The 23873-nt window shown below is 42.1% G+C and carries 25 protein-coding genes and 1 riboswitch; of the genes, 11 read left to right on the top strand and 14 right to left on the bottom strand.

All coding sequences use genetic code 11. The features are described 5' to 3' along the window. Positions 1-362: 362 nt before the first annotated feature. A complete protein-coding gene (fumC, locus tag BK139_RS20485) occupies positions 363-1745 on the top strand; it encodes a class II fumarate hydratase (RefSeq protein ID WP_076262482.1) in 1383 nt (460 codons plus the stop codon). A 68-nt stretch (positions 1746-1813) separates the two neighbouring features. Here fumC and BK139_RS20480 read toward each other — a convergent pair whose 3' ends face one another. Continuing rightward, positions 1814-2032 carry an alpha/beta-type small acid-soluble spore protein gene (locus BK139_RS20480; RefSeq protein ID WP_035326833.1) on the bottom strand — a complete coding sequence of 73 codons (219 nt, stop codon included), beginning with the start codon at positions 2030-2032 and terminating at the stop codon, positions 1814-1816. A 296-nt stretch (positions 2033-2328) separates the two neighbouring features. On the opposite strand from BK139_RS20480, the gene BK139_RS20475 reads away from it, so the two are divergent. Further along, entirely contained in the window at positions 2329-2571 is a 243-nt protein-coding gene (locus tag BK139_RS20475) for a hypothetical protein (protein WP_076262479.1), read from the top strand. 89 nt (positions 2572-2660) lie between these two features. On the opposite strand, the gene BK139_RS20470 is transcribed toward BK139_RS20475, so the two are convergent. Next, a complete protein-coding gene (locus BK139_RS20470) occupies positions 2661-3770 on the bottom strand; it encodes an ABC transporter ATP-binding protein (RefSeq protein ID WP_076262477.1) in 1110 nt (369 codons plus the stop codon). Positions 3771-3885: 115 nt separating this feature from the next. Next, a complete protein-coding gene (locus BK139_RS20465) occupies positions 3886-4779 on the bottom strand; it encodes a PucR family transcriptional regulator (RefSeq protein ID WP_076262475.1) in 894 nt (297 codons plus the stop codon). 128 nt (positions 4780-4907) lie between these two features. Between BK139_RS20465 and BK139_RS20460 the strand changes: the two genes are divergently transcribed. Then, the gene (locus tag BK139_RS20460) at positions 4908-5168 is read left to right on the top strand and encodes a metal-sensitive transcriptional regulator (protein ID WP_076262472.1); all 261 of its coding nucleotides are present in this window, start codon (positions 4908-4910) and stop codon (positions 5166-5168) included. Positions 5169-5485: 317 nt separating this feature from the next. On the opposite strand, the gene BK139_RS20455 is transcribed toward BK139_RS20460, so the two are convergent. Both BK139_RS20455 and BK139_RS20450 read right to left on the bottom strand, forming a co-directional pair. After that, a complete protein-coding gene (locus BK139_RS20455) occupies positions 5486-5671 on the bottom strand; it encodes a hypothetical protein (protein WP_076262470.1) in 186 nt (61 codons plus the stop codon). Between the two features lie 89 nt (positions 5672-5760). Then, positions 5761-5967: a YheE family protein gene (locus tag BK139_RS20450; protein ID WP_076262468.1), complete on the bottom strand. Its 207-nt coding sequence runs from the start codon at positions 5965-5967 to the stop codon at positions 5761-5763. Positions 5968-6065: 98 nt separating this feature from the next. Here BK139_RS20450 and BK139_RS24155 point away from each other — a divergent pair, with 98 nt between their 5' ends. Further along, positions 6066-6236, top strand: a complete 171-nt coding sequence (locus tag BK139_RS24155; RefSeq protein ID WP_169799746.1) for a hypothetical protein — start codon at positions 6066-6068, stop codon at positions 6234-6236. Between the two features lie 83 nt (positions 6237-6319). On the opposite strand, the gene BK139_RS20445 is transcribed toward BK139_RS24155, so the two are convergent. The 4 genes from BK139_RS20445 to BK139_RS20430 are packed head-to-tail and all read right to left on the bottom strand — an operon-like array spanning position 6320 to position 11306. Further along, positions 6320-7489, bottom strand: a complete 1170-nt coding sequence (locus tag BK139_RS20445; RefSeq protein WP_076262466.1) for a YheC/YheD family endospore coat-associated protein — start codon at positions 7487-7489, stop codon at positions 6320-6322. Next, positions 7486-8850 (bottom strand): YheC/YheD family endospore coat-associated protein, encoded by a 1365-nt coding sequence (locus tag BK139_RS20440; protein ID WP_076262464.1) that lies wholly within the window; start codon positions 8848-8850, stop codon positions 7486-7488. The genes BK139_RS20445 and BK139_RS20440 overlap by 4 nt, the downstream gene beginning before the upstream one ends. Continuing rightward, the gene (locus BK139_RS20435) at positions 8828-9931 is read right to left on the bottom strand and encodes a YheC/YheD family endospore coat-associated protein (protein ID WP_076262462.1); all 1104 of its coding nucleotides are present in this window, start codon (positions 9929-9931) and stop codon (positions 8828-8830) included. Before BK139_RS20435 ends, BK139_RS20440 begins: the two co-directional genes overlap by 23 nt. Then, entirely contained in the window at positions 9891-11306 is a 1416-nt protein-coding gene (locus tag BK139_RS20430; protein WP_076262460.1) for a YheC/YheD family endospore coat-associated protein, read from the bottom strand. The genes BK139_RS20435 and BK139_RS20430 overlap by 41 nt, the downstream gene beginning before the upstream one ends. Positions 11307-11532: 226 nt before the next feature. Between BK139_RS20430 and BK139_RS20425 the strand changes: the two genes are divergently transcribed. The 3 genes from BK139_RS20425 (at position 11533) to BK139_RS20415 (ending at position 13782) form a co-directional block, all read left to right on the top strand. Then, a complete protein-coding gene (locus tag BK139_RS20425; protein ID WP_076262458.1) occupies positions 11533-12672 on the top strand; it encodes a DUF445 domain-containing protein in 1140 nt (379 codons plus the stop codon). Between the two features lie 106 nt (positions 12673-12778). Further along, complete coding sequence (locus BK139_RS20420; protein ID WP_076262456.1) at positions 12779-13129, top strand: YlbF/YmcA family competence regulator; 351 nt, start codon at positions 12779-12781, stop codon at positions 13127-13129. 128 nt (positions 13130-13257) lie between these two features. Next, a complete protein-coding gene (locus BK139_RS20415) occupies positions 13258-13782 on the top strand; it encodes a D-glycero-alpha-D-manno-heptose-1,7-bisphosphate 7-phosphatase (protein ID WP_076262454.1) in 525 nt (174 codons plus the stop codon). A 66-nt stretch (positions 13783-13848) separates the two neighbouring features. Here the strand turns inward: BK139_RS20415 and BK139_RS20410 are convergent, their stop codons facing one another. The 5 genes from BK139_RS20410 to BK139_RS20390 all read right to left on the bottom strand — a co-directional run bounded on the left by BK139_RS20410 (position 13849) and on the right by BK139_RS20390 (position 17953). Beyond that, a complete protein-coding gene (locus BK139_RS20410; protein ID WP_009331452.1) occupies positions 13849-14049 on the bottom strand; it encodes an alpha/beta-type small acid-soluble spore protein in 201 nt (66 codons plus the stop codon). 250 nt (positions 14050-14299) lie between these two features. Beyond that, positions 14300-15079 carry an energy-coupling factor transporter transmembrane component T family protein gene (locus tag BK139_RS20405; RefSeq protein WP_076262452.1) on the bottom strand — a complete coding sequence of 260 codons (780 nt, stop codon included), beginning with the start codon at positions 15077-15079 and terminating at the stop codon, positions 14300-14302. Beyond that, positions 15066-16766, bottom strand: a complete 1701-nt coding sequence (locus tag BK139_RS20400; protein WP_076262450.1) for an ABC transporter ATP-binding protein — start codon at positions 16764-16766, stop codon at positions 15066-15068. Before BK139_RS20400 ends, BK139_RS20405 begins: the two co-directional genes overlap by 14 nt. Then, a complete protein-coding gene (locus tag BK139_RS20395) occupies positions 16750-17346 on the bottom strand; it encodes an ECF transporter S component (protein WP_076262448.1) in 597 nt (198 codons plus the stop codon). The genes BK139_RS20400 and BK139_RS20395 overlap by 17 nt, the downstream gene beginning before the upstream one ends. Before the next feature lies 1 nt (position 17347). After that, positions 17348-17953 carry a YkoF family thiamine/hydroxymethylpyrimidine-binding protein gene (locus BK139_RS20390; protein WP_076262446.1) on the bottom strand — a complete coding sequence of 202 codons (606 nt, stop codon included), beginning with the start codon at positions 17951-17953 and terminating at the stop codon, positions 17348-17350. Between the two features lie 86 nt (positions 17954-18039). Continuing rightward, positions 18040-18141: riboswitch (TPP riboswitch) on the bottom strand. Positions 18142-18357: 216 nt separating this feature from the next. Here BK139_RS20390 and BK139_RS20385 point away from each other — a divergent pair. The 4 genes from BK139_RS20385 to BK139_RS20370 all read left to right on the top strand — a co-directional run bounded on the left by BK139_RS20385 (position 18358) and on the right by BK139_RS20370 (position 23760). Further along, the gene (locus BK139_RS20385; RefSeq protein ID WP_076262444.1) at positions 18358-19224 is read left to right on the top strand and encodes a Cof-type HAD-IIB family hydrolase; all 867 of its coding nucleotides are present in this window, start codon (positions 18358-18360) and stop codon (positions 19222-19224) included. Between the two features lie 254 nt (positions 19225-19478). After that, on the top strand, positions 19479-20993 hold the full coding sequence (locus tag BK139_RS20380) for a coproporphyrinogen III oxidase (protein WP_076262442.1): 1515 nt from the start codon (positions 19479-19481) through the stop codon (positions 20991-20993). 142 nt (positions 20994-21135) lie between these two features. Next, positions 21136-22761: a long-chain fatty acid--CoA ligase gene (locus BK139_RS20375; protein WP_076262440.1), complete on the top strand. Its 1626-nt coding sequence runs from the start codon at positions 21136-21138 to the stop codon at positions 22759-22761. A 207-nt stretch (positions 22762-22968) separates the two neighbouring features. Then, entirely contained in the window at positions 22969-23760 is a 792-nt protein-coding gene (locus tag BK139_RS20370; RefSeq protein WP_048010725.1) for an enoyl-CoA hydratase, read from the top strand. The last annotated feature ends 113 nt before the right edge of the window (positions 23761-23873 follow it).

Below are 23873 nucleotides of genomic sequence, written 5' to 3'. Positions count from 1 at the left end.
ATTACCTTGGTGATTGCAAGTATTATGGTTCTGGGATACTTCATTGGATATACAATTATAAAAGCATAGCTGCCGGCTGCCTAGCCAGGCAGTTTTTTTATTGTAGAGGAAACTATAAAATTGAACGAAGAGAATAACTCTGTGGAAGAGTGTTTGCATCTAGCTCCAGCGCCTGCCCCCTCGAGGTCACAAGCCGAGCCGCCCAGAAAGGTAAAGAACACCTTCCCGAGCGGCTCGTCTTGTACATTTCGGGGATGAGCAAGGCGCTTCCGCTTTTGTTTTGCTGATTTTTATCATTAAATTTTGAAAATAAGGGAAAAGAATATAAAGGAAACATAATAATCATTTAAGGAGGTATGAAATTGGCTGATTTTAGAATTGAGAAAGATACTCTAGGCGAAGTGAAGGTTCCCGCTGATAAATATTGGGGAGCCCAGACACAGCGGAGCAAGGATAACTTTAAAATAGGCATTGAAAAGATGCCGATGGAAGTAATTTATGCATTTGCCAAGATAAAGCGTTCAGCTGCAGTAGTCAACAACAGTCTAGGGAAGCTTTCCCATGACAAAATGGAAGCTATCACAGGGGCTTGCGATGAAGTTCTAAACCATAAGTTTGACAGCCACTTTCCGCTGGCTGTATGGCAGACAGGGAGCGGCACACAATCAAATATGAATGTAAACGAGGTTGTCGCCAAAAGGGCGAATGAACTGCTGGCTGAGAAGGGAATTCGAGATAGTAAGGTGCATCCAAATGATGATGTCAACATGTCTCAAAGCTCCAATGATACTTTTCCGACTGCCATGCATATCGCAGCTTATACGGAGGCGGAGCAAAAGCTGCTTCCGTCATTGAAGGAATTAATAAGGACGGTTAAATCGAAAGAAGAGGCCTTCAAATCAATCGTCAAAATAGGCAGGACCCATTTACAGGATGCAACACCTCTTACATTAGGTCAGGAAATCAGCGGCTGGCGTGCCATGCTTGAAAAGAATGAAAAGATGCTTATGGACGCAAAGCAGTATCTGCTTGACTTAGCCATTGGCGGTACAGCAGTCGGAACGGGCATTAATGCAGAGAAATCATTTGGACCTGAAATGGCAAACGAAATTTCCAGACTTACAGGCTATTCATTCCGTTCGTCGGACAATAAATTTCAGGCACTGACCAGCCATAATGAAATTGTCCATTTTCATGGGACATTGAAGGGGCTGGCAGCAGATCTGATGAAAATAGCCAACGATGTACGCTGGCTTTCAAGCGGGCCGCGCAGCGGAATTGGGGAATTATCGATCCCTGCAAATGAACCAGGCAGTTCAATCATGCCTGGCAAAGTTAATCCGACACAAAGCGAAGCCCTTACGATGGTGGTTTGCCAGGTCTTTGGAAATGATGCCTCGATTGGATTCGCGGCAAGTCAGGGGAATTTTGAATTGAATGTGTTCAAGCCTGTTATTATCTATAATCTTCTTCAAAGCATCAGTATTCTTGCAGATGGAATGGCCTCTTTTAATGAAAAATGCATGATGGGACTGGAGGCAAATAAAGAAGTGATTAATGGCCATGTTGAGAGATCACTAATGCTTGTAACGGCACTCAATCCACATATAGGCTATGAAAAAGCAGCGGAAATTGCCAAACTCGCATTCAGGGAGAATACAACCTTGAAAGAAGCAGCCTTAAAAACAGGGTATATCACGGAAGAACAATATGAGAATTGGGTTGTGCCCGAAAAGATGGTCTAAATATAAAATGGCCCCCCTTTCAAGAAGGAGGGCCAAAGCCATATTTATTCAATTGTTATCTTGCTTTATTAGAAAGAACCGCCGCCAAGCTGTTGTTCAGCCATTTGTACAAGGCGTTTTGTGATTTCTCCCCCAACAGATCCGTTAGCGCGGGAAGTTGTTTCTGCACCAAGGTTTACACCAAATTCAGTAGCGATTTCGTACTTCATTTGATCAAGTGCTTGAGCTACTCCTGGTACTAGTAATTGGTTTGAGGAATTGCTTCTGCTAGATGATTGGTTGTTCATGTGATTTCCTCCTCGAAATATTAGTGTATTGGTTTTTGGCTGGGTTAGCTGGAATTGCACCAGCGCAAGGATTTTGTCCTGCTCCACTGCCTGGCGTAACCCATCGGTTTTCACTGCGAATGCTTGATGCCGCTGTGTTTACTCTCTATTATGTTTGATTTATAAAAGTTTATTCTTTCAGGAAATCGGGAATTTTTTCCTGAGAAAATCCTCTGATTAAGAGTCTTACATAACGAAGATTAAACAGACAAATCATAATAAATATCAGCAAAGAAAACGAAAGTGAGAGGATTTGAATGGCTATTTGCCCAGTCTGCAACGGCTTTGAAAAAATCAAAGCAGCCTGCAGCTCCTGCGGAAGCAGGATGGAGGACAGTGGAAGAGTAATGGACTATTACGATGATTATAGTGCTTATATGCCAATTGACCAGATGAAAATGGAAGATGGCTATCCCCGGGATTATCAGCAGGAGGAATGCCCCCATTTGCTGAAGTGTCCATCATGCGGCCATGATTCGGTAAAATTTATCAAAGAGTAGAATGAATATAGATGGCGGCAGCACCTTGTTACGGAGAGGTTGAGGGAGACAGTATTAAAAACCCCGTCAGCTTTGACGGGGCTTCAATGTTATTCTTTTTCAGAACGGATTCTTCTTTCATGGTCTGCATCAAAGAAATGCGCTTTGTTCATATCGAAAGCAAGCTCAAGGTTTTGGCCCGGCTTAATATCTGTGCGGGAATCCACGCGTGCAACGAAATCCTGGCCTTCGATGCTTGAGTAAATCATTGTTTCAGCACCAGTCAGTTCTGAAACGTCAATGCGGGTATTAATTTTTGAACCGGCAGATGCATCAATAAACACCGGCTCATCGTGAATGTCTTCCGGCCGAATGCCAAGGATAATGTTTTTGCCTGTATATCCCTGTTCACGAAGAACCTTCATTTTACCTTCAGGGACTGCAATCTGAGTTTTGCCAATAATAAATTTGCCGTCTTCAAGCGTTCCGTTAAAGAAGTTCATGGCAGGTGAGCCGATAAATCCGCCTACAAATACGTTTTCAGGCTTTTCATACACTTCTTTTGGTGCGCCAACCTGCTGGATCACTCCATCCTTCATAACAACAAGGCGGGTAGCCATTGTCATGGCCTCTGTCTGGTCATGTGTTACATAGATAGTAGTTGTTTGAAGACGCTGGTGAAGCTTGGCAATTTCTGCACGCATTTGAACACGTAGCTTTGCATCAAGGTTTGATAAAGGCTCGTCCATGAGGAATACCTTTGCATCACGGACAATCGCACGGCCCAAAGCTACACGCTGGCGCTGTCCGCCTGACAATGCTTTTGGCTTGCGGTCAAGATAAGGCTCAAGCCCCAGAATTTTTGCTGCCTCTTTTACACGGCGGTCGATTTCATCCTTTGGAAACTTACGAAGTTTAAGGCCAAAAGCCATGTTATCGTACACGGACATATGCGGATAAAGTGCATAGTTCTGGAAAACCATTGCAATATCACGATCTTTTGGCGGAACATCGTTGACACGCTTCTCATCGATATAGAAGTCGCCTTTTGAAATTTCCTCAAGACCTGCAATCATACGGAGAGTTGTGGATTTTCCGCAGCCGGAAGGACCGACAAAAACAATAAATTCCTTATCTTTAATATGAAGGTTAAAATCTTCTACAGCTGTAACTTTATTATCATAAATTTTATAAATGTTATCGAGTTTTAATTCTGCCATCAGGGTAACCTCCCAATAATCTTTTTCTTAATAACAGTTTAATGGATATGAGGGTTTTCCCATATGGCCAAACTGCACAAAAAAACTGAAAGCGTTTTTATGCAATGTGCTCAAGTCAGGTTTGCTCAATCAGCAAACAGGCTAAATAAACAGTCAGCGCGCTGTTAAAGTCCTTTAACTGAATGCCGGTCTTCTCTGTGAACTTATCAAGTCTGTACTGCAGAGTATTCCGGTGAATATACAATTTTTTCGCCGTTAATGAAACATTGGAGCTGTTCTGTAAAAACACTTTTATCGTGTGCAGGAGTTCAGGGTCCTCTTCCAGTAAAGAAAGGCGTGAAAGCAGGCTCTTTTTTAAAAATGCATCCAGATGGCCAGTGATAAGAGAGGGGAAGAGTTTTTCAAAATTCAGCACTCTTTCAGCTGGAAGCAATGAGGAAGCCTGCTCGAATAGAAGCTGTTCTTCTTTGAAAAGCTGGTGTAATTGTGTTCCCGTCTTATTCGGAATGCCAATGTAAAAGGCTGTTTTCACAAAAAAATCACTTTCTAAAGCATTGGAAACAGCAAGGAATTCTTCTTCCGCAAGAGAGTCTTTACTCTCTTCAATGATGACCCCTGTGGCTTTCCCGTTCCATAAAATCGTTATGTCCTTTTCAAAAAAACCTCTAAAAGCAGCTTCCATATCCTCACGTATCCATTCGCCCTCAGACATTTTGAATTGAATCAGCCTGTACGGAACATCTTTTGCGAATGACGGATGATCCCCATTTGAAAATAAGTATTGAAACCAGGCTTGGGCAGCAGGGGCAAGGTGAATGGAGCTGTCATGGAATTCAAACAAAGTTTTCAATACCATCAGACTATCTGAGGATACCTCTTGAGCTGGAATGCCAAGCCATTGGCCTGACTCCTCATGATGAAACCAGTACAAATCAGAATTATAGCTAAAATCAGGTTTTATAAATTGAAGTTGAGAGCCCGGATACCGGTCATGTAATTTGTTTAACATATCTTTACCCTTTGGTTTGATAAATTTTTGTGTTTCTTATATTATAGCAGTTATAATTTAATTGAAAAAATTAACTTAATCTGTGAATGTTTCTATAAAGGGAATTGAGAGTGTGAGGAGTGAGACTCATGGAATATACACCTGAAATGAAAAACCGCTTGAAAAGGCTGGAAGGCCAGGTGCGGGGTGTGATCCGAATGATGGAAGAAGAAAAACACTGCAAGGATGTTGTTACACAATTATCTGCTGTCCGTTCTGCAGTTGACCGCGCAATGGGATATATTGTAGCTAAAAACCTGGAGACATGCATCCGTGAAGCAAATGATGAAGGCAAAAATGCGGAAGATGCAATCCAGGAAGCTGTGAATATGATTGTGAAAAGCAGATAACCAGAAAAGCGGAAGGCGCCCGCTTATAAAGGAACGCAGACTAAAACCGCCACGTCCTGTGGCTACGTCTGCATGACCCGCTTCCTCCCAAAAGCTGTCGCTTTTGGTCGTGCGATGTTTATGCTGACGTAGCCTTCCTTGTCCTGCGGGCCTCAAGCATAAGACGAGCCGGCTGAAAGGTTGTTCTTTAACCTTTTGTGGCCGGATTGGCTTATTACCTCGAGTCGATGGCGCTTGGAGCTAGACAGTTATCCAACTGCAGAATAAATTGAATTTAATCTTTATAAAAGGCACCTGAATTCAGGTGCCTCTTATTTTTATTCAGCCTCATATGGAGGTTCTTCCTCATGCAGTTCCCTGGCTTGTTCGATATTAACATCACCGCCGCGCCCATGGACCGAGCCTCCGGAAAGACCTTCGTTTATGATCCTGTCTATATCCATATAAGCTTTGTCTCTGCCTTCATATTGTACGTCCTCTGTAACCTGGCGTTCCTTATCCATATGTGAATCGCTCCTTTAATGAAATATCCTGGCGGGATTATTTTTCCAAAAGAGCTTTATCGTCATGCATGGATTCTCTAATTTTTTTCCTATTCATATACATGAAATAACATCAATTCATGAATCTGGGATTTCAAGTCTTCCTCATGGCCGGCAGGATCTCCGGATGTCCATTCAATTTTTCCGTCAGGATGATAGATGCCGGTAACTTTTTGCTTTTTGAAGTAAAAAGAAAATGTCCATCCCGGCAATTGTTTGTTTTCATATAAAGGCTTGAATTGAAAGTGTGTCAGCATTAGGATTCCTCCAGATGTTGTAATATCCGTTTAATGTTCCTGAAAAGGGGAATGGAACAGATGTAGAAACATTTTAACATTAAAAGGAGGCAAAAAGGATGAAAAGAAACAACAAATTTATGATGTCAGCCATGGCCCTTGGAGCAGCTTATTTAATGAGAAACCCGGAGTCACGCCAAAAGCTTAAAGACCAGTTTAAATCTTTCGCCGGAAGTGCCTCTAAAAAAAATAGGGTTAAGACAGCGAAAAGCCCTGTGACGACTTATTAAATCCTTTGACAAGGACATTTGTAAAAGAATCGCATAAAAATAGCCGTACACGCTGTGGGTGTACGGCTATTTTTATTAGCATTCTAGAACCCCGACATGGTGAAAAATAAGCGGGTCAGTTCTTCAATTCTTTTTTCTTCTATCCAGGCTTCATCAAAACTCATCGGCTTTGAATTTATTTCATAAATCACATAAGTGCCCTGTGCAGTTAATCCGGCATCAATAGAGTATTCTCCATGAAAACCTTTCGTCTTCCCAAGGAGATTTCCTGCCTCCGATGCTGCAGTATGAATAAACGCATCATGTTCTTTTGCGCGGACACTTTCATATGGAATCATTACCCCGCCATTCGGTATGTGGGTTGTAATGTCCTGTTCCTGAGACTGCCTAATGCCAATCCCTGTAACCGAATAGCTGCCTCCGCTGAAATGGGCTAAGATTCTAAAATCAAATCGCTTGCCTTCTATTTTGGCAGGGCTTATCGCTTTCTGTGCTAAATAAGGTTTATTCATCAGGTGAGTGTCCCATTGGTTCCAGAAATGTTCAAAATCAGCGTAACTGAATGAATCGTGCAGACCATTTAATGAGATGCCTTTTTCCAGCTTGATTAATTGGTATATCCCTTTGCCTTTGGACCCGTTTGCCGGCTTTAAGTAGATATTATTATATCTGTGGATAAAATCCTTTAGAGCCTTTGGCCCGGTGACAAGAATGGTTTCAGGAATATAATCCTGCAAGGGCGGATGGTCTTTTAAAAGCTGGTATACTTCGAATTTATCCAGGAAGCCCGGATTGAAAAATGGAATAGCCTGCTCATTAAAAAAACGGCTTGCTTTATGGAAGGCTTCTGTTTTTTCAAATTTCCGGAATGGAACCCTGTTGTAGACAAGATGCGGAAGTGGGCACCTGGCTTCAATCCACTTATCCTGCCGGGGAATATAAATATAGCCGTTCACGGAATTATCATTCATGTCCTCTGGTGTAAATACATAGGAAACTCCGTTTTTTTGAAGGATGCTTTTCTGGAGGGCCTTAAATAAAGGACCATTGCCGGCAATAGCCTGATCCTTTCCTTTTCCGGTAAGAATGCCAATCACCGGCCCCGCGTTACCGTTCCGCAAGGATAATGAAAAGGAAAGCAAATCTCGTGCCGCCTGCAGGCTAATAATGCTTAAAGGGTGTTGGCTGCTTCCAAGGGTACAAATGCTGCTGCCGAACCAGGTCCTGCTGGCCCGGTCATAATAAACCTTCATCTGACTATTTCCTGTGGCTTCATAATAGATGCTTCGGCAAGGAAAACGGCGAATGAAAGTGATAGCTTGCGGGTAAGAAAGTCGAACTCTCTGAGCTGAGGGTGTTTGAATATAGATCTTCCGGGCTTTGAGTTTGCTTCAAACAGCCACACATGACCATTTCGGTCCAATCCAAAGTCAAAGCCGATTTCACCGATAATACCTTCCATGTTTCGTTCCAGTGCCTTGCTGATATGAAGTGCCGCCTCACTTAACTTCGCTACTGCCTCTGTTTTTTCTGCATCCGATTCAAATACTTCTTCAAGGATTTTGATTTCACCACCGCTTTTCACATGAGTTGTAACACTTCCAGGTCCTGCTATTTTTGCAGCTGAAGCGGTTACTTTCCATTCCCCATTCTCATCTTTATTCGTATGAACCCTGAAATCAATCGCTCTCTGTTCATAACGGAGCAAATGAATTCCCTGCTGAACCAGCATCCGGCTTAAACTTCGTCCTGCAAAAACATTCCGCATTAAATTTTCCAAAGTATTAAACCTTCTCAGACGATTTTCGTCCCGCACTCTATATCGGCAATAATAAAACCCATCCTTTTTATCATAAATAATTTGATGAATCCCAAGCCCAAGGCTTCCATTAATAGGTTTCAGGAAAACATGGCCATAGTCAGCCAGCATTCTTTCAATTACAGAAAAAGAAGAAAAAGGGTGGGTTTCAGGCAGGTAATGACTAATATCATCATCGTTCTGCAGTCTTTCATAAACATCTAATTTATTAAAGAAACCAGGATTATACCAGGGAATTAAATAGTCTTTCTGAAGCCGGGCGCGAACTTCCTTCAGCTCATTCCTTCTTTCACTTCTTCGGTTAGGAAGCCGATCATAAACAACATTCGGAAAAGGGACTTCAAAGGTTTCCCAGCCTTCCTCATGATAAAAAAGCCCATGGATGGTTTCTTTTTCCCAGTTGATTTGCTGGTCACCGAATAAAAACGGAATGGCACCAACCGTTTTTTTGACCGAAAGCAGTTTGGCAAAAAATAGGGTCCGATCCCCAACTGGTCTTAAAGGAAAAGAGGTGAATCCTGATGTGAAGATACCTACGAGCGGGCCGAGGTACAGAGTACCCTTATTGGCAAATGCATGCAGAGGAATCTTGAGATCAGGGAAATGCAGTGCTTCGGCAACATCTTTACTTATGATGATGGAGTTCTTCTTTGTTTTTTGGAGTAAGAAAGAAGAATCTGCCGAATGAGTGCCAAATGCCAGTTTCGTCAAATGAGTATGAAGGTTCAGCTCATTTGGAATATAAACTGTTTTGGAGGCGGAATCGGAAATTTCAATTTGATATTGTTTTCTCATGATTCGTTTTCCTTTCCATTTCCTTATTGGCTGCCAGGAATTTGGCATAGAGAAGGGGAGCGGTATATAACTCTTCCTCCTTCTCAGGCTGGCTGTTCAGGATGGTTTTCCTTCCTGGCTTTGAGTTAATATCCAGTATCCAAATAGAGCCGTTAGATTCCACTCCGATATCGATTCCCATCTCAAATAGCGGGGAAAGCTTTCGTTCAAGGGCAGCAGGAAGTGTATCGATAATGTCATAAAGTTCATCGGTAAGAAAACTTTTTAAAGAAGGTGGGTATTGAGTGATCCACTCCTCAAAAGAAATATTGCTGCCGCCAGCGCTTAAGTTGGAGACGATGCCTCCTTCTCTGCCTGTGCGAATGCCCCGGCCCAGCTCCTTCCAGGCACCATTCCTGTCCTTTTGAAGCAATATTCTTATATCAAAGGGCTGACCGTCCTTGTTTGAGAGATTCACATATGGCTGGATGAGGTACTGCTGTTTCGAGGTCAATTTATTCAGCCATCGGGCTGCCTTTTCTTCAGTTTCAAAGCTGCGTGAAACCTGGGCATTCCTTTTATCTGTTTTAACAAGAATATCTTTGCCCGTTTTCTCAATATAATAGATTCCATGTCCCTGTGACCCGCTTGCCGGTTTTAAAATGCAGGGCTGATCGGGAATGAGGCTGTTTATGAAACTGTCAGCTCCGGTAAATCGAGCCGTTTTCAGCAAATAAGGTGATATGTTTGAGCAGGAGAGAATTTCATATAATTCAAGCTTATTAGGCAATCCGTAGCCAAGGAATTGGATGTCATTTCTTGCCTTTAGCCAATTCACGATGGATATACATTGTTTTGAGCGGGAGTCATTTCTGTAAAAACAGCGATCATAAAGAATCTCCGGCACTGGAAATTCTGCCGGCTCCCATTCTCCTGAAGAAGGGTTATAGGAATCACCTGCAATCCTTTCTGAAACAGGATTGATATCTGTAGGCACAAACCTGAAACAGTTAATGTTATATTCATTAGCTCTCTTCGCCAATTCCGTAAAGTATGGCTGTTCACTCCGTTTGTTTAAAGTCATGATTCCGAATGAAAGCATTTTGTAGTCCTCCTTTTTGGATAAATGATAAAGCCGTTGCATATTCGATCAGTGCCTTGGCAGAGGGTCTTATTCTTTTTTCTTTGTCTTCAAAGTTCTTGGAGGGTTTAGAATTCACTTCGATAATCCAAAGTTTTCCATTAGTGTCTAATCCAATATCAATCCCGAGTTCTCCAACAAGGCCTTCGCATTTCTGACTGATGATTGTTGCTGTTTCCACTGCAAGCTCCTTCAGTAACGCCAGCTGCTGAACCGCTGTTTTCTGATCAGAGTGCATCGTGAAAATTCTTAGAGGCTTCATAATTTCCCCGCCTCTTGCAATATTGGAAACAAATTGCTGCTCGGCAGAAATCCTTGCCACTGCAGAAGTTGCCCTCCAGATATCTTGAAAGTTTTTATGGCAGAGCACGCGGAAATCAAGCTGCCTGTTCTTATAAGTTTGCAGAGGTATGGCCTGCTGTGCCAGAAAAATCGTTTTCTTTTGGTACTGCTTGAACCATTGTGCAAAACGGTCATAATTTTTGAATGTGAGCGTATTTTCCCTGCCGTTTCCTGTGGATACTTCTGTCATGATTTCTTCGTCCTGTATACTCAGTCTGATAATATTCCGTCCCTGGCTGCCATGTATGGGCTTAAGGAATATTAACCTGTGTCTGGCCAGCATTTCCCTGATGGTTTGTTCATCTGCAATGGCTGTATCAGGCAGATAGGGATGCATATGATCCTCAGAAAAGAGGAGGTTATGAACTTCCTTTTTCGATAAAAAACGGTCATTAAACATTGGGATGTTACAGTTTATCAAGTTATATTTAAATGATTGAAAAGCAGAACTTGCTTCAAGCATCCGGGAGTGGATCCGGTTATAAATCACACTAGGCAAAGGAACGGGACGTTTTATCCATTTTCCCTCACGCAGGCAATAACCCTGCAGCTTTCCTTCAATGCAGTCGCGAAAATGAAATACATAGAAATATCCGCGCAGGCCGGAAACAACTTCATGCAATTCTTCGCAAAAAGAATGAATGGATCGGAAATCAGGCTCTTCGCCACTTTCATTAAAATCCGTCATCAGTCCAATAACCGGCCCGGCAGTAATAGTAAAGTCCTTTCTGGAGTAACTGGCGACAAAATGGATATCTTCCATTGGCAGGCAGCATTCCTGAAAAAGCCGTTCACAGAACATAATTTCATCTTTTGTAATGTTTGCTCCTTCAATGGTTACCTGAATGGCATGCATGCCGATCCGCAGCAAATGGGGCATTTGCAAATCAATATTCCAGTAATGTACGAGAGAATGGCTAAGTTGAATGCGAAAATGATTTTCCTGAAACATTTTTACCGGAACAATCGTAATAGGCAATAAAGAAACTGTCATGATCATTCCTCATTTGCTTACTTTATTTGAGCCTATTCTGAACAACCTCATGCAGTCTGCAAATTGAATGCTGAATTTATTCCGCAGAATGTGCAAAACTCCCATTGATGAAGTTTTCACTGTATAATGAAAAAATAGGCAAAAGCTGATACCATATCGTATGTTCTGGGCAATTAAATGGTGCGTCAAGAGAGGCGCCTGTAACTTAAGGAAGGTAGAGATATCTATGGAAATTGCAATGACAATAATTTTAATGATGATAATTGGGGCTCTCATTGGCGGGTTTACTAACTACCTGGCTATTAAAATGCTCTTTAAACCTTATAATGCCGTGTACATAGGTAAATGGAAGGTTCCATTTACCCCTGGGCTGATTCCTAAACGAAGAGATGAAATGGCAGATCAGATGGGAAAGCTGGTTGTTAATCATCTTCTGACACCGGAAAGCATCAAGAAAAAGTTCATCAATGATCAATTTCAGCGTGATATAACCGGGATTGTTCAGAAAGAGATGGAAACTATCCTGCAATCAGAAAAATCAGCAGAGGACATTCTTGCAGCGTTTGGAATCACGGATGGCCAATCGAAAACGGAGAACCGCATAAACTTATTAATTGAGCAGAAATATGAAAAGATTATAAGTGAATATCGAGGCCTGCCTCTTAAAGAAGTTATTCCTCAGGGCCTTTTGGATAAAGCGGATGAAAAAATCCCGGCTATCAGTTCAATGATCCTTCAAAAGGGGGCTGATTATTTCTCCAGCATTGAAGGTAAAATGAGGATCCAAAGAATGGCTGATGATTTTGTTCGTGAACGCAGCGGCGTGCTCAGCAATATGCTGCAGATGTTCATGGGGAACATCAATCTTGGGGATAAAATTCAGCCGGAAATCATTAGGTTTTTAAGTAATGAGGGTACGGCCGACCTGATTACAACACTTTTACAAAAAGAGTGGCGCAAAATCCTTGAGATGGAAGCTGCAGTTATTGAAGACCAGCTCGAAAAGGAACAGATTCTTTCAGTATTAAAGAATATTGCACACAGAGTCATTAATCTGGAGAATGTATTTAGAAAGCCTATCTCATCTTTTATGGACCCTTATAGGACAGTACTGATAGAAGAGCTGGCTCCTAAAAGTGTTCAGATGCTTTCTGATTGGCTTTCAGGAAAGACAGAAATGGTTATGGAACGGCTTCGTCTGGCAGAAATTGTCCGGGAACAGGTCAGCAATTTTTCGGTTGAAAGATTAGAAGATATGGTCTTTTCCATCATCAAAAGCGAGTTAGCCATGATTACAAATTTAGGTTTTCTGCTTGGGGGTATTATTGGTCTCGTACAGGGAATCATTGCTATATTGATTAATTAAAGGGTATCGCCTCGCGTTTACTGTCATAGTTTGTTATAGTGTAGTGGATGTTCGAAACGGAGAGTGTATTGTCCATTTTGAACAAGAATCGGAAGGAGTGTTTTTAATGGCAGTAAATTTATATGACTCAGCCTATGAATTAGAAAAAGCAGTGCGGGAAAGCGATGAATATAAGGCTTTAAAGCAAGCATATGATGATGTGAATGCAGATCCGTCTGCAAAAGCAATGTTTGATAACTTCCGCAAAATCCAGATGGAACTTCAGCAAAAACAAATGATGGGCCAGGATATTACACAGGAAGAAGTAGAACAGGCTCAAAAGACAGTCGCGCTTGTACAGCAGCACGCCCAGATTTCAAAGCTTATGGAAGCAGAACAGCGCATGAGCATGATGATTGCAGAAATGAACAAAATCATCATGAAGCCTCTTGAAGACCTTTATGGTGCAGCTGAATAATACCATGAGAAAACTCCCGGAAATTGATCCGGGAGTTTTTTATACGAAAAAAGCATCTTCCGATATTAAACTGAACAAGGTTTGGGTACCTTTATGATAGATATCGATTTAATGAAAGGGGCAGCACATTGAAAAAAGCCATTTTTTTGGACCGGGACGGCGTTTTGAACGAGGTTCTATCAGACAGGGTAAAATTCGTTAACAAGCCTGAGCAGTTATATTTACTGGAAGGGGCAGCAGAAGCTGTGGCAGAACTGACCAAAGCCGGTTATGAAATTTTCGTTGTGACCAATCAGGGCGGCGTGGGACTCGGTTTTTTGAAAGAAAGGGAGCTAAAGAGAATTCATGAAAGGCTGCAGGAGCTTGTCTCAGTAAAAGGGGGACATATTAAAGAGGTTGCCTATTGCCCTCATAAGCCGAAAGCAGGCTGTGAATGCCGCAAGCCAAATGCAGGCATGCTGGTGGATTTGGCTGGAAGGCACAATCTTGATCTAACTAAAAGCATTATGGTAGGCGATCATGAACGGGACATTGAGGCGGGTAAGAAGGCAGGCTGTAAAACTGTTTTTATCGGCTCTGATCCAACTAGTGCAGATATCCAGGCGTCATCTCTTTTTGAGGCAGTGGATGATATATTGAATATGCTTAAATAGGGTGAAAAACCGCTTCCGGGATTAGCTGGAAGCGGCATTTTATTTTACTATGATTTCGTTTTTGGACTAGCGTGCTCCGCCAAGCTGCTGCTCAGCCATTTGCACAAGGCGCTTCGTAATTTCTCCGCCTACTGATCCATTTGCTCTTGAAGATGTTTCCGGGCCAAGGTTCACACCGAATTCTGTTGCAATTTCATACTTCATTTGATCAATTGCCTGACTGACTCCTGATACTAAAAGCTGATTAGAATTGCTGTTTCTTGCCATGTAAATCATCTCCTTGGTGTAGTTTTCTTGATTGTTACAATTATAGCTTTAGGAGAGTAAATAAGATTTATTCATAGTTGTTTGTGGTATTTTATGGTATTTTTTCGTGTGTGAAAAAGGCGGGTACGGCTCTTAGCCGCTTTCCGCACATAAATTGGAGCTGTACTTACAGAAAAAATTTTATGCGTACATAAAATTGCTCCATCCGACATAAAAAGGTGCTATCCGCACAGAAATCAAGAATAAGCTGTTAAAGTTCGCCATTATAAAGCTGTAAAAACCCGAAAAGCCATGAAATATAGGCACTAGCCAGTACTGCCCCTATAAAGAAGGTAAAATAAGCCCAATCTTTCCAGGAAACCGAGATTTTATGATAAAAATCCCGGTTTTTATCTCCGGTAAACCCTTTTGATTCCATTGCCATGGCCGTCCTCTCAGCTTTACGAATCGCTCCGGCAAGGAGAGGAACTGTATATCTCTTAAGCTCAGCCATTTTTTCCGGAAATGTCCCGGCTTTGGGTACTCCCCTGATCCGGTGGGCGCTTCGTATAATCTCAAATTCTTCTTTCATTAATGGCAAAAACCGGTAGCCTGCCATAATTCCATATGCAAGCTTTGGAGGGAGCCTGCATTGCTGCATTAAACTGAGCAGAAATTCTGTCGGCTTTGTAGTTAAAATGAACAGAAGGGACAGAGAGGTAAAGCTTAATACCCTCATTCCAAGGGAGAGGGCGCGCAAAAAGCCCTCCTCAGTCAATGTGAAGATCCCCCATGTCCATAATATGGTTTCTCCTTCAATCGTTTTAGAAAAAATTAAAGCTGACCAAATAGATATTGCAGCCATGAAAATAAATGGCGAGAAAAGCAGAATCCATCTTTTGAATGAAACTCTTCCAAAAATAAAGGTGGCTGCTGCAGTCATCACTAAGGTCAGAAAAGGTGTAACGGGATCAAAGAAAACCGATAGAATTAACACACAGACTATCACAGTGAATGCTTTAATGCTGGGGTTAAATTCATGTAAGAACAAGCTTTTCCCTCCCTGCCATGGACTTGATATCGTTCCTGAGTTTTTCTATGTAAGGAACCTTTAGGGAAGCAATTTTCATAATCTCATCTTTCTTCCATAATGCATCAGGCAAACCCTCGTAAATCTTCTCTCCTTCTGAAAGAACAACCACTTTGTCCGCATAGGAATGGAGGATTTCCATGTCATGGGTGATCATCACCACGGAACCTCCGCATTGAATTTTTGTTACCAATAGCTTCATAAGCTCCCCGGAAGTCCTGGCATCCTGTCCAAAGGTTGGCTCATCAAGGAGGAGCAGTTCCTGGTCATTCACAAGCATTGATGCGACACTAAGCCGCCGCTTTTGCCCCTGGCTTAAGGAAAAAGGATGCATGTCAGCGTACTGGAGCAAGTCCACTTGAAGAAGAGCAGCCTCAACTGTTTTTTGAATATCGGCATCAGGAATCTGCTGTATCTTTAGACTAAAAGCAATTTCATCAAAGACAGAATCAGCAATAAATTGGTGTTCGGGATTTTGAAAAACGTAACCTGATTTCTGTCTTAACTTCTGCTCCTTCCATTGGGAAAGAGGGCGGTCATAAAAAAGAATTTTGCCTTTGGAAGGGGTATATAGACCAGCCAGCAGTCTGGAAAGCGTTGTTTTTCCTGATCCGTTTGAACCGGCAATTGCCACAAATTCGCCTTTTTTTACTGAAAAACTAATATTTCTTAGCAAGTCCTTACCAGCTTTATTAAAAGATAGGTTCTCTGCTGATAGGATGATCTGCTCTTCAAGAGCTTGGTGTTTGTTCTTCCGGTTGTCTAAATTCTGAAGTGCGCTAAAGGGATTTGCAAATCCGGCGATTAATTCCCGATCAGTTAACGGGAGTTTTTCCCCTTTGTAAATACCTTCTTTTTTTCCTGATAGGCCGGCTCTAACCGCGCTTGGCAGCCAGATGCCCTCATGCAGAAGTTCTTCTGCATATTGATTAAAGCATTCTGCGGTGCTTCCATTAAATAAAATTTCGCCATCCCGGTTTAGCACCACGCAGCGGTCGGTCAAATCAATCCAATCATCCAGCCTGTGCTCAATTATTAGAAGAGAAAATGCCTGGTTCTCTTTAAGCTCTTTGATGATGCGGGTAAGTTCATAGCTTGAAGCAGGGTCCAGATTTGCTGTCGGTTCGTCCAAAATCAGGATATCCGGTTTTAATGATAAAACACATGCCAGTGCAAGCTTTTGCTTTTGGCCCCCGGAAAGAGTGTGGATTAAGGAATGTTTATATGGCAAAAGATGAACAAGCTCCAATGCTTCATCAATCTTACTCTCTATTTCTTCAGGAGGTGTTTTCAAATTCTCAAGCCCAAATGCCAGCTCATCCTCGACTGTGGTCATGCAAAATTGGCTTTCAGGGTCCTGAAACACAATGCCAATGTGCTGATTAATTTCGCCAGGGCCGAACTCTTCCATCATCTTTCCTTTGAATGAAATAGTCCCGTCCAATTTGCCATCAACGGCCTCGGGATACAACTTATTTAAGCAGAAAGCAAGTGTGCTTTTTCCCGAGCCGCTTGGGCCCAATAATAGAACTGCTTCCCCTGGATAAAGGCTGAATTGCACATTTTTTATAATTGGTTTTTTCACATCTTCATACCTGAAGGAAAGCTGTTCAGTTATTAATATATGCCGGTTATCCTGTAATTCCATTTTCCGGTTTTCCCCTTTTCAGCTCTTTTCCAATTGGAAAGCTGTTCAATGCCCCGGTTTTCGCAAGGCTCTCGCTCAGCCATTTGCCCAGCAATCCAGCTAGTAAAGCACCGCTGATCAGCCTCACAAAAAACATAGCCGTTACATAACCGGGTGAGAGGGCCGTATAGCCGGAAATGAAATAGCCCCAAATAAAACTAGTAACAGAAGAACCCATGCCTGCAGCAATTAAAACCCATGTCCGGTAATTATTCCATTTCGTGGCCGCAAAAACAGCTTCCGCTCCAATCCCCTGAATCATCCCTGACAGAATCAGACGGGGACCAACTGCGTTGCCGATCATGACTTCAATGGCTGCAGCGATGGTTTCCGATAAAAAGGCTGCACCGGGTTTTCTGATTATGTACGCTGCGATGATCGAAACAATAAACCAAATGCCAAAAATAAGATCATAGCCAATTAAGCCGAACATTCCATATAGCACGTTGCCAAAGTGCATGAACACCAGGTAAACAACTGCAAACACAACTGCGAGTACAGACAGGACAATGACCTCACGAAGCTTCCACTTGTCGAGCATATTACTCAGCCCCCTTTTTGGAAGGACTATTGGCTGACATATTCACCGTCATAACAATATGCGTAGAAGCGCTTTTCTTGCAATTTTCAAAAGCATCCTCAAGTGTTTTAAACACAGCGTGTGCATCTCCATCTAGTCTTGAAGCATAATGCACCCCTTTAGTAAAAGTTCCCCGATTCGCTGCGAGCTCGACCTGGTCCATAATAACGTTCATGTAATCAGGAATACCCATCGGATAAAGGGCGAACTGGACAGCGACTTCCTGGCTGATCCCTGCTGCTGATTCTTCATTCGCCCGTTCCTCATTTTCAGCAAGATAAGCATCGCCTGCAGTATCACCGGGACATCCATTTGAAAAAGTGCCGTTAAACACTACATGGTCTCCATGCTTAACTGCTTCAAGATAAATAGCTTTGACCACATCGAAAACATGAATAGACCTGCCTCGCACACAGGTGCTCACATCATCTGTTTCCATCCATACCTTACTCTTGTCCACTTCTTTTAGAGCTGATAAAATAACATCTGCAAACCTGTCAGTCATTGGGTAAATTGAAAACCTGCACCCTGTAATTTCACTAGTTCCACATAAAAAATTTCCCTGCATTTTGCCATCCTCCTAGTAATAATGAAAATAAAAAACTGCATTCCCATAAGGAAATGCAGTTGAATGTATCAATACACTAGAATGATAGCCGTTCACCTGCACTTCCCCACGCTGGTATTATCCAGATCGGGTGATAAGAGTCAGAACGGATTGTTCTTCTCAGCCAAAAAGCTCCCCTAGTGCAAAACTTGGATATGCAGTTTTTTTATGACTCCATCTTAATACGGAGCAAACAAAATGTAAATGAATAATTTATCATTTTTATATCTCATGATCGGAAAATCATTAAGATCTTAAGCTATGAAAATATATTTCCACATTGTCCATGTTATGTTCTAATCAAGTCCTTCCCTTCATAAAAGTGTAATAGGACAATTTTACACCGAGAATAGGGGGCAAATTGGATGATATACAGAATGCTTGCTTTAAACATAGACGGAACACTACTCCAATCAAATGGAAGACTTCATAAATCAACAAAAGAAGCGATAGAATATGTGCAGCAAAAGGGGATCTATGTAACACTTGTTACGTCCAGAAGCTTTCCATCCGCGAAAAAAGTGGCTAAAGCATTGAAAATCAATTCTTTGCTGGTCACCCACAGGGGGGCATATATTGCAGCTTCCCAGGAAAAGCCGATCTTTGTAAAAAGGATTCAAGAAGATGAAACGTTTGAAATCGTGCGCCTGCTTGAAGGCTTTACCTGTCAAATCAGGCTGGTGCACGAAAAATATTCCCTTGCCAACAAAACGAAGCTCAATACCAATATGCTTGCTAAAACTGTTTTTACAACCGGTGATCCCATTTTTTATTCCCAGCAGTTTGTGGATTCATTAAGTGACACCATTTTAGATGAGCCTGTTACACCGCCGAAAATTGAAGTGTACTTTGAAGATAAAGAAGACCTTGAGGATGCTAAGACAGCCATTTGGGGCATGTTTGAAAATGTGGAAGTCATTAAACTGAATGATCTGAGGATGGACATTGTTCCTGCCGGAGTTTCAAAGTTGAATGGTTTGCTCTATTTATGTGAGCACCTTGGGATTTCCAGAAATCAAATGGTCGTTATAGGAGATTCTGGAGATGATCTGGAAATGATTGAAGCCGCCGGTCTGGGTGTGGCAATGGGCAATGCCCCGGCAGAAGTAAAAAAAGCAGCAGACTGGCTGACACGATCCAATGACCAGAGCGGCGTAAGCTACATGGTTAAAGAACATTTCCGCAAACAGCATCCAATCGATTTCCTGAAGAAAATGAATCTGTTAAAATAAAATGAATGAAAGAGAGTCCAGTCAGGCAGATGGGCTCTCTTTTTGATTCAGGCATTGGATAAAGAGAAAGAGAAAAAGAGAGGGAAATAAACAAAGCGATCCAATGGGATTCACTTCCCTGATATTGACCTTGTTTCCCCATTTCTGTACACTAAAAGGAGTTTGTCAACATGAATAATAAAGACTCTGCAGCTGCCGTCAGTGAGATGAAACACCGGCAGATTTATTATATTTTCTAAAAAAAGGTGATAGATTTGAACATTTCAATTTTAGGCATACAGGATGAACGGTTCCATCGGCCGCTTCGGCTGATCGGGAACCTCTTTTTTGAAGAATGTGAAGTGGTGCTTGGTAAGAATGCTGCAGCAGATTTGACAATTTCTTTTCAGCTTGAGCAAGGAGATCGCATTAAAGCCATTGCAAAGCTTACTGATAAAGACAGCAGGAACCTTACAGCCAATTTTGAAAAGGAATTTGTTCCGGCTGAGTCAGAAAAAGAGACTTTCAGGCAAGTTAAGAATGCAGTATCACATGTATACCTGACTGTTTTGCAGGACTGGACTGGCATTACTCAAAAGTGGGGGATTCTGACCGGAGTCCGTCCCACAAAATTGCTTCACCGTGCCATGCAGAATCAGACACCTCTCAAGGAAGCTCATCAGCAGCTGAAGGAAGAGTACTTGATAACAGATGAAAAAATTCAGCTTATGCAGAATATTGTTGACCGGCAGCTTGCTGTTGTGCCGGATCTTTATGACCTAAAAAATGCGGTAAGCATATATATTGGCATTCCGTTCTGCCCGACAAAGTGCGCGTATTGTACTTTTCCTGCCTATGCGATTAATGGCAGGCAGGGTTCTGTTAACTCATTTCTTGGCGGCCTTCATTTTGAAATGAGCAAAATTGGTGTTTGGCTAAAAGAAAATAATGTAAAAATCACCACTGTCTATTATGGCGGAGGGACCCCGACAAGCATTACGGCAGAAGAGATGGATATGCTTTATGAGGAAATGTATGAATCTTTTCCAGATGTAGAAAACATTCGGGAGGTCACTGTGGAAGCAGGCCGTCCGGATACGATTACACCTGAAAAGCTTGAAGTGCTTAAAAAATGGAATATTGACCGTATCAGCATCAATCCTCAGTCCTATATTCAGGAGACCTTGAAAGCGATTGGCCGTCACCACACAGTAGAAGAAACCGTGGATAAATTCCATTTGGCCCGTAATATGGGCATGAACAATATCAATATGGATTTGATCATTGGATTGCCTGGAGAAGGTGTTCCGGAATTTGCGCATACTCTGGGTGAAACAGAAAAACTAATGCCGGAATCCCTGACTGTTCATACTTTATCCTTTAAACGAGCTTCGGAAATGACAAAGAACAAGCAAAAATATAAAGTTGCCGATCGTGAAGAGATTGAAAAAATGATGGACATGGCTGAGGATTGGACGAAAGTGCATAATTACCATCCTTATTATCTCTACCGCCAGAAGAATATTCTCGGCAATCTTGAAAATGTCGGCTATGCCCTTCCAAACCAGGAAAGCATTTATAACATTATGATTATGGAAGAACAGCAGACAATTATCGGGCTTGGATGTGGGGCTTCCAGTAAGTTCATTGATCCTGAGACAGGAAAAATCACTCATTTTGCAAACCCGAAGGATCCAAAATCGTATAATGACAGTTTTAAACATTATACAGATGAGAAATTGAAAATATTAAAAGAGCTATTTAATAAACATGAATCCCTAGCCGAATAGGCGGGGATTTTTTTATGAAAATATTTTGGAAAATTAAGAAAAATATTAAAGGAATTCCTGAAAATAAAGAGAATGAATAGGTAAAAGATCATAGATCTCTATGACTCTAAATGTAAGCGTTTTCTAAAAAGGGGGAATTGTAATGATGATGCAGACACCTTTGACTATGACGCAAATGATCAGGCGGGCAGAAAAGTATTTTCCAAAGAAAACGGTCGTATCAAGAACGGCCGGCGGAATTCAGAGATTGACATATAAGGAGATTGCAGAAAGGACCAGGAAGCTGGCAGAAAGCCTGCAAAAGCTGGGAGTGGAAAGAGGAGATAAGGTCGGAACACTTGCATGGAACCATCATCGCCACCTGGAGGCTTATTTCGCAATCCCATGCAGCGGAGCCGTTCTCCACACGATTAATATCCGTCTGTCACCTCAGCATATTACATATATTATTAACCATGCAGAAGATAAAGTGCTGCTGATCGACCCTGACATTGTCCCGCTAATTGAGAAGGTTAAAGATAAATTGAAGACGGTCAAGGCGTTCATCATTATGACAGATGAAGAAGAACTGCCTGAGACTTCTCTTTCACCGGTTTTCCACTATGAAAAGCTTATCAATGAAGCAGGCGGTGCCTATGAATTTCCTGATGATCTGGATGAAAATTCGGCAGCGGGAATGTGCTATACCTCAGCAACTACAGGCAACCCTAAAGGGGTCGTCTATTCCCATAGGGGAATTGTCCTTCACAGTATGGCACTTGGGATGGCAGACAGTGCAGCTGTCAGCGAGAAAGATATCGCTCTTCCGGTAGTGCCGATGTTTCATGTAAACGCATGGGGGCTGCCGTTTGCTGCTGTCTGGTTTGGAACCACTCTTGTATTGCCGGGGCCATATTTTACACCTAAACTTCTGGCAGAGCTTATTCAATCTGAGAAAGTTACCATAACAGCCGGAGTGCCTACAATCTGGCTCGGATTATTAAAAGAACTTGATGAAAATAAATATGATATGAGCTCACTCCGATCGGTACTATGTGGAGGTTCGGCAGCGCCAAAAGGCATGATTAAAGCCTTCGAGCAAAAGCACAAAATTCCATTCATGCATGCCTATGGAATGACTGAAACAAGCCCGCTTGTTGTTATTTCGACTTTAAAAAGCTATCAGGAAGAGCTATCAGCAGAAGAGAAGCTGGATATAAAAGCCAAACAGGGCATTCTTGTACCTGGGCTGGAAATGAAGATTGCCGGCAAGGATGGGGAAGCAGCATGGGACGGAAAGGAAATGGGGGAACTCGCTATAAGAGGGCCATGGATCGCTTCTGAATATTATAAAGATGAACGGACGAATGAAGCATTCCGTGATGGCTGGCTCTACACGGGAGATGTGGTTACCATTGATGAAGAAGGATTTATGAAAATCGTTGACCGGACAAAAGATTTAATTAAAAGCGGAGGGGAGTGGATTTCTTCCGTTGATATCGAAAATGCCTTAATGGCTCATGAATCGGTATTTGAAGCAGCGGTTGTTGCTGTCCCGCATGAGCAATGGCAGGAGAGGCCGGTTGCATGCGTTGTTCTGAAAGAGCCATTTAAAGGGCAGACCACAAAAGAGGAGCTTTATGATTTCCTGAAGCCGCAATTTGCAAAATGGTGGCTTCCGGATGAAATACTTTTCTTTGAGGAAATACCAAAAACCTCTGTAGGAAAATTCCTCAAAATGGCTTTAAGAGAGCAGGTCCAAAAAGAATATACAGGTCATGCAAAGTAAAAATGGGTCATTTACAGCATCTTTTTGGGGATGCTGTTTTTTTAATATCATTAAAATAGTTCATAACTTAGCCAAATGGTTTAATAGAGAGAGCGTATCGAAGAAGTGGAAAATAAGTGACAAAATTAAAAATTTTTAGACAAAACACTTTTTAAATATAATAATACTCTTTATAATAAAAGAAGCATTTAAAGGAGGGGAAAGATTTTGACAACAGATTTTGTAACTGAGACTGTCAGCGTGCAGTTTGATGGGCGTGTGGCGACGGTTGAAATGAACAGGCCTGAATCATTGAACGCATTGAATGTAGAAATGCTCAAAGGACTCCTGGCTGCTATGAAAGATATTGGCCAAATGGATGAGATTGATATTGTTGTATTGAAAGGAAGGGGCCGCGCATTTTCCTCAGGCGGAGATATTAAAACAATGCTTTTGGAAACAAATGAAAGCGATTTCCCGGATGTGATGGATTGCATCAGCGAGCTGGCTGTAACTCTTTATAGCATGCCGAAGCTGACCATCAGTGCTGTAACAGGGGCAGCTGCCGGCTTGGGCCTAAGCCTGGCCCTTGCCACTGATTATATATTGGCAGACAGGAACAGCAAACTTGCCATGAATTTTATTGGAATCGGCTTAATTCCTGACGGAGGGGCTCATTTCTTCCTGCAGCAGCGCATTGGCGAAGATAAAGCGAAGCATTTAATCTGGGAAGGAAAAGTGCTGACTGCAGATGAAGCTCTGCAAATGGGGCTGATTCACGAAATAGCAGAAGCAGATTTAAGCACAGCAGTTGATGCGAAATTAAGCCAATGGCTGAACAGACCGACAGAAGCAATGATTAAGACAAAGAAAATTCTTGCTGATAAAAACCGGCCGCTCCTGCTGAAAGTGCTTGAGCTCGAAAAGCTAGGCCAGCATAAAATGCGGCAAACAGAGGATCACAAAGAAGGAATCCAGGCCTTTATTGAGAAAAGAAAGCCTGTGTTTAAAGGGAAATAAAGATTGATAGAAGAAAAGCAAAGAGCTAAAATGGTACCTGTAGGAAGGACACTCGAAAAAGAGAGTGTTCAACCTACAGGTATTTTTTATATACTTGAATTAAGAATATGGGG

This window comes from Paenibacillus sp. FSL R5-0490, from assembly GCF_001956215.1.
In the GTDB taxonomy this organism is placed as follows: domain Bacteria; phylum Bacillota; class Bacilli; order Bacillales; family Cytobacillaceae; genus Cytobacillus.
The sequence above is the reverse complement of the archived record's forward strand: the minus strand, read 5'-3'. Positions and strand labels throughout refer to the sequence as shown.

What these genes read in the sequence shown, in the direction of transcription:
- BK139_RS20480 (WP_035326833.1), bottom strand. Translation starts at nt 2,032, where the DNA reads ATGAACAACCAATCATCTAGCAGAAGCAATTCCTCAAACCAATTACTA.
- BK139_RS20475 (WP_076262479.1), top strand. Translation starts at nt 2,329, where the DNA reads ATGGCTATTTGCCCAGTCTGCAACGGCTTTGAAAAAATCAAAGCAGCC.
- BK139_RS20470 (WP_076262477.1), bottom strand. Translation starts at nt 3,770, where the DNA reads ATGGCAGAATTAAAACTCGATAACATTTATAAAATTTATGATAATAAA.
- BK139_RS20465 (WP_076262475.1), bottom strand. Translation starts at nt 4,779, where the DNA reads ATGTTAAACAAATTACATGACCGGTATCCGGGCTCTCAACTTCAATTT.
- BK139_RS20460 (WP_076262472.1), top strand. Translation starts at nt 4,908, where the DNA reads ATGGAATATACACCTGAAATGAAAAACCGCTTGAAAAGGCTGGAAGGC.
- BK139_RS20455 (WP_076262470.1), bottom strand. Translation starts at nt 5,671, where the DNA reads ATGGATAAGGAACGCCAGGTTACAGAGGACGTACAATATGAAGGCAGA.
- BK139_RS20450 (WP_076262468.1), bottom strand. Translation starts at nt 5,967, where the DNA reads ATGCTGACACACTTTCAATTCAAGCCTTTATATGAAAACAAACAATTG.
- BK139_RS24155 (WP_169799746.1), top strand. Translation starts at nt 6,066, where the DNA reads ATGAAAAGAAACAACAAATTTATGATGTCAGCCATGGCCCTTGGAGCA.
- BK139_RS20445 (WP_076262466.1), bottom strand. Translation starts at nt 7,489, where the DNA reads ATGAAGGTTTATTATGACCGGGCCAGCAGGACCTGGTTCGGCAGCAGC.
- BK139_RS20440 (WP_076262464.1), bottom strand. Translation starts at nt 8,850, where the DNA reads ATGAGAAAACAATATCAAATTGAAATTTCCGATTCCGCCTCCAAAACA.
- BK139_RS20435 (WP_076262462.1), bottom strand. Translation starts at nt 9,931, where the DNA reads ATGCTTTCATTCGGAATCATGACTTTAAACAAACGGAGTGAACAGCCA.
- BK139_RS20430 (WP_076262460.1), bottom strand. Translation starts at nt 11,306, where the DNA reads ATGACAGTTTCTTTATTGCCTATTACGATTGTTCCGGTAAAAATGTTT.
- BK139_RS20425 (WP_076262458.1), top strand. Translation starts at nt 11,533, where the DNA reads ATGGAAATTGCAATGACAATAATTTTAATGATGATAATTGGGGCTCTC.
- BK139_RS20420 (WP_076262456.1), top strand. Translation starts at nt 12,779, where the DNA reads ATGGCAGTAAATTTATATGACTCAGCCTATGAATTAGAAAAAGCAGTG.
- BK139_RS20410 (WP_009331452.1), bottom strand. Translation starts at nt 14,049, where the DNA reads ATGGCAAGAAACAGCAATTCTAATCAGCTTTTAGTATCAGGAGTCAGT.
- BK139_RS20400 (WP_076262450.1), bottom strand. Translation starts at nt 16,766, where the DNA reads ATGGAATTACAGGATAACCGGCATATATTAATAACTGAACAGCTTTCC.
- BK139_RS20395 (WP_076262448.1), bottom strand. Translation starts at nt 17,346, where the DNA reads ATGCTCGACAAGTGGAAGCTTCGTGAGGTCATTGTCCTGTCTGTACTC.
- BK139_RS20390 (WP_076262446.1), bottom strand. Translation starts at nt 17,953, where the DNA reads ATGCAGGGAAATTTTTTATGTGGAACTAGTGAAATTACAGGGTGCAGG.
- BK139_RS20385 (WP_076262444.1), top strand. Translation starts at nt 18,358, where the DNA reads ATGATATACAGAATGCTTGCTTTAAACATAGACGGAACACTACTCCAA.
- BK139_RS20375 (WP_076262440.1), top strand. Translation starts at nt 21,136, where the DNA reads ATGATGATGCAGACACCTTTGACTATGACGCAAATGATCAGGCGGGCA.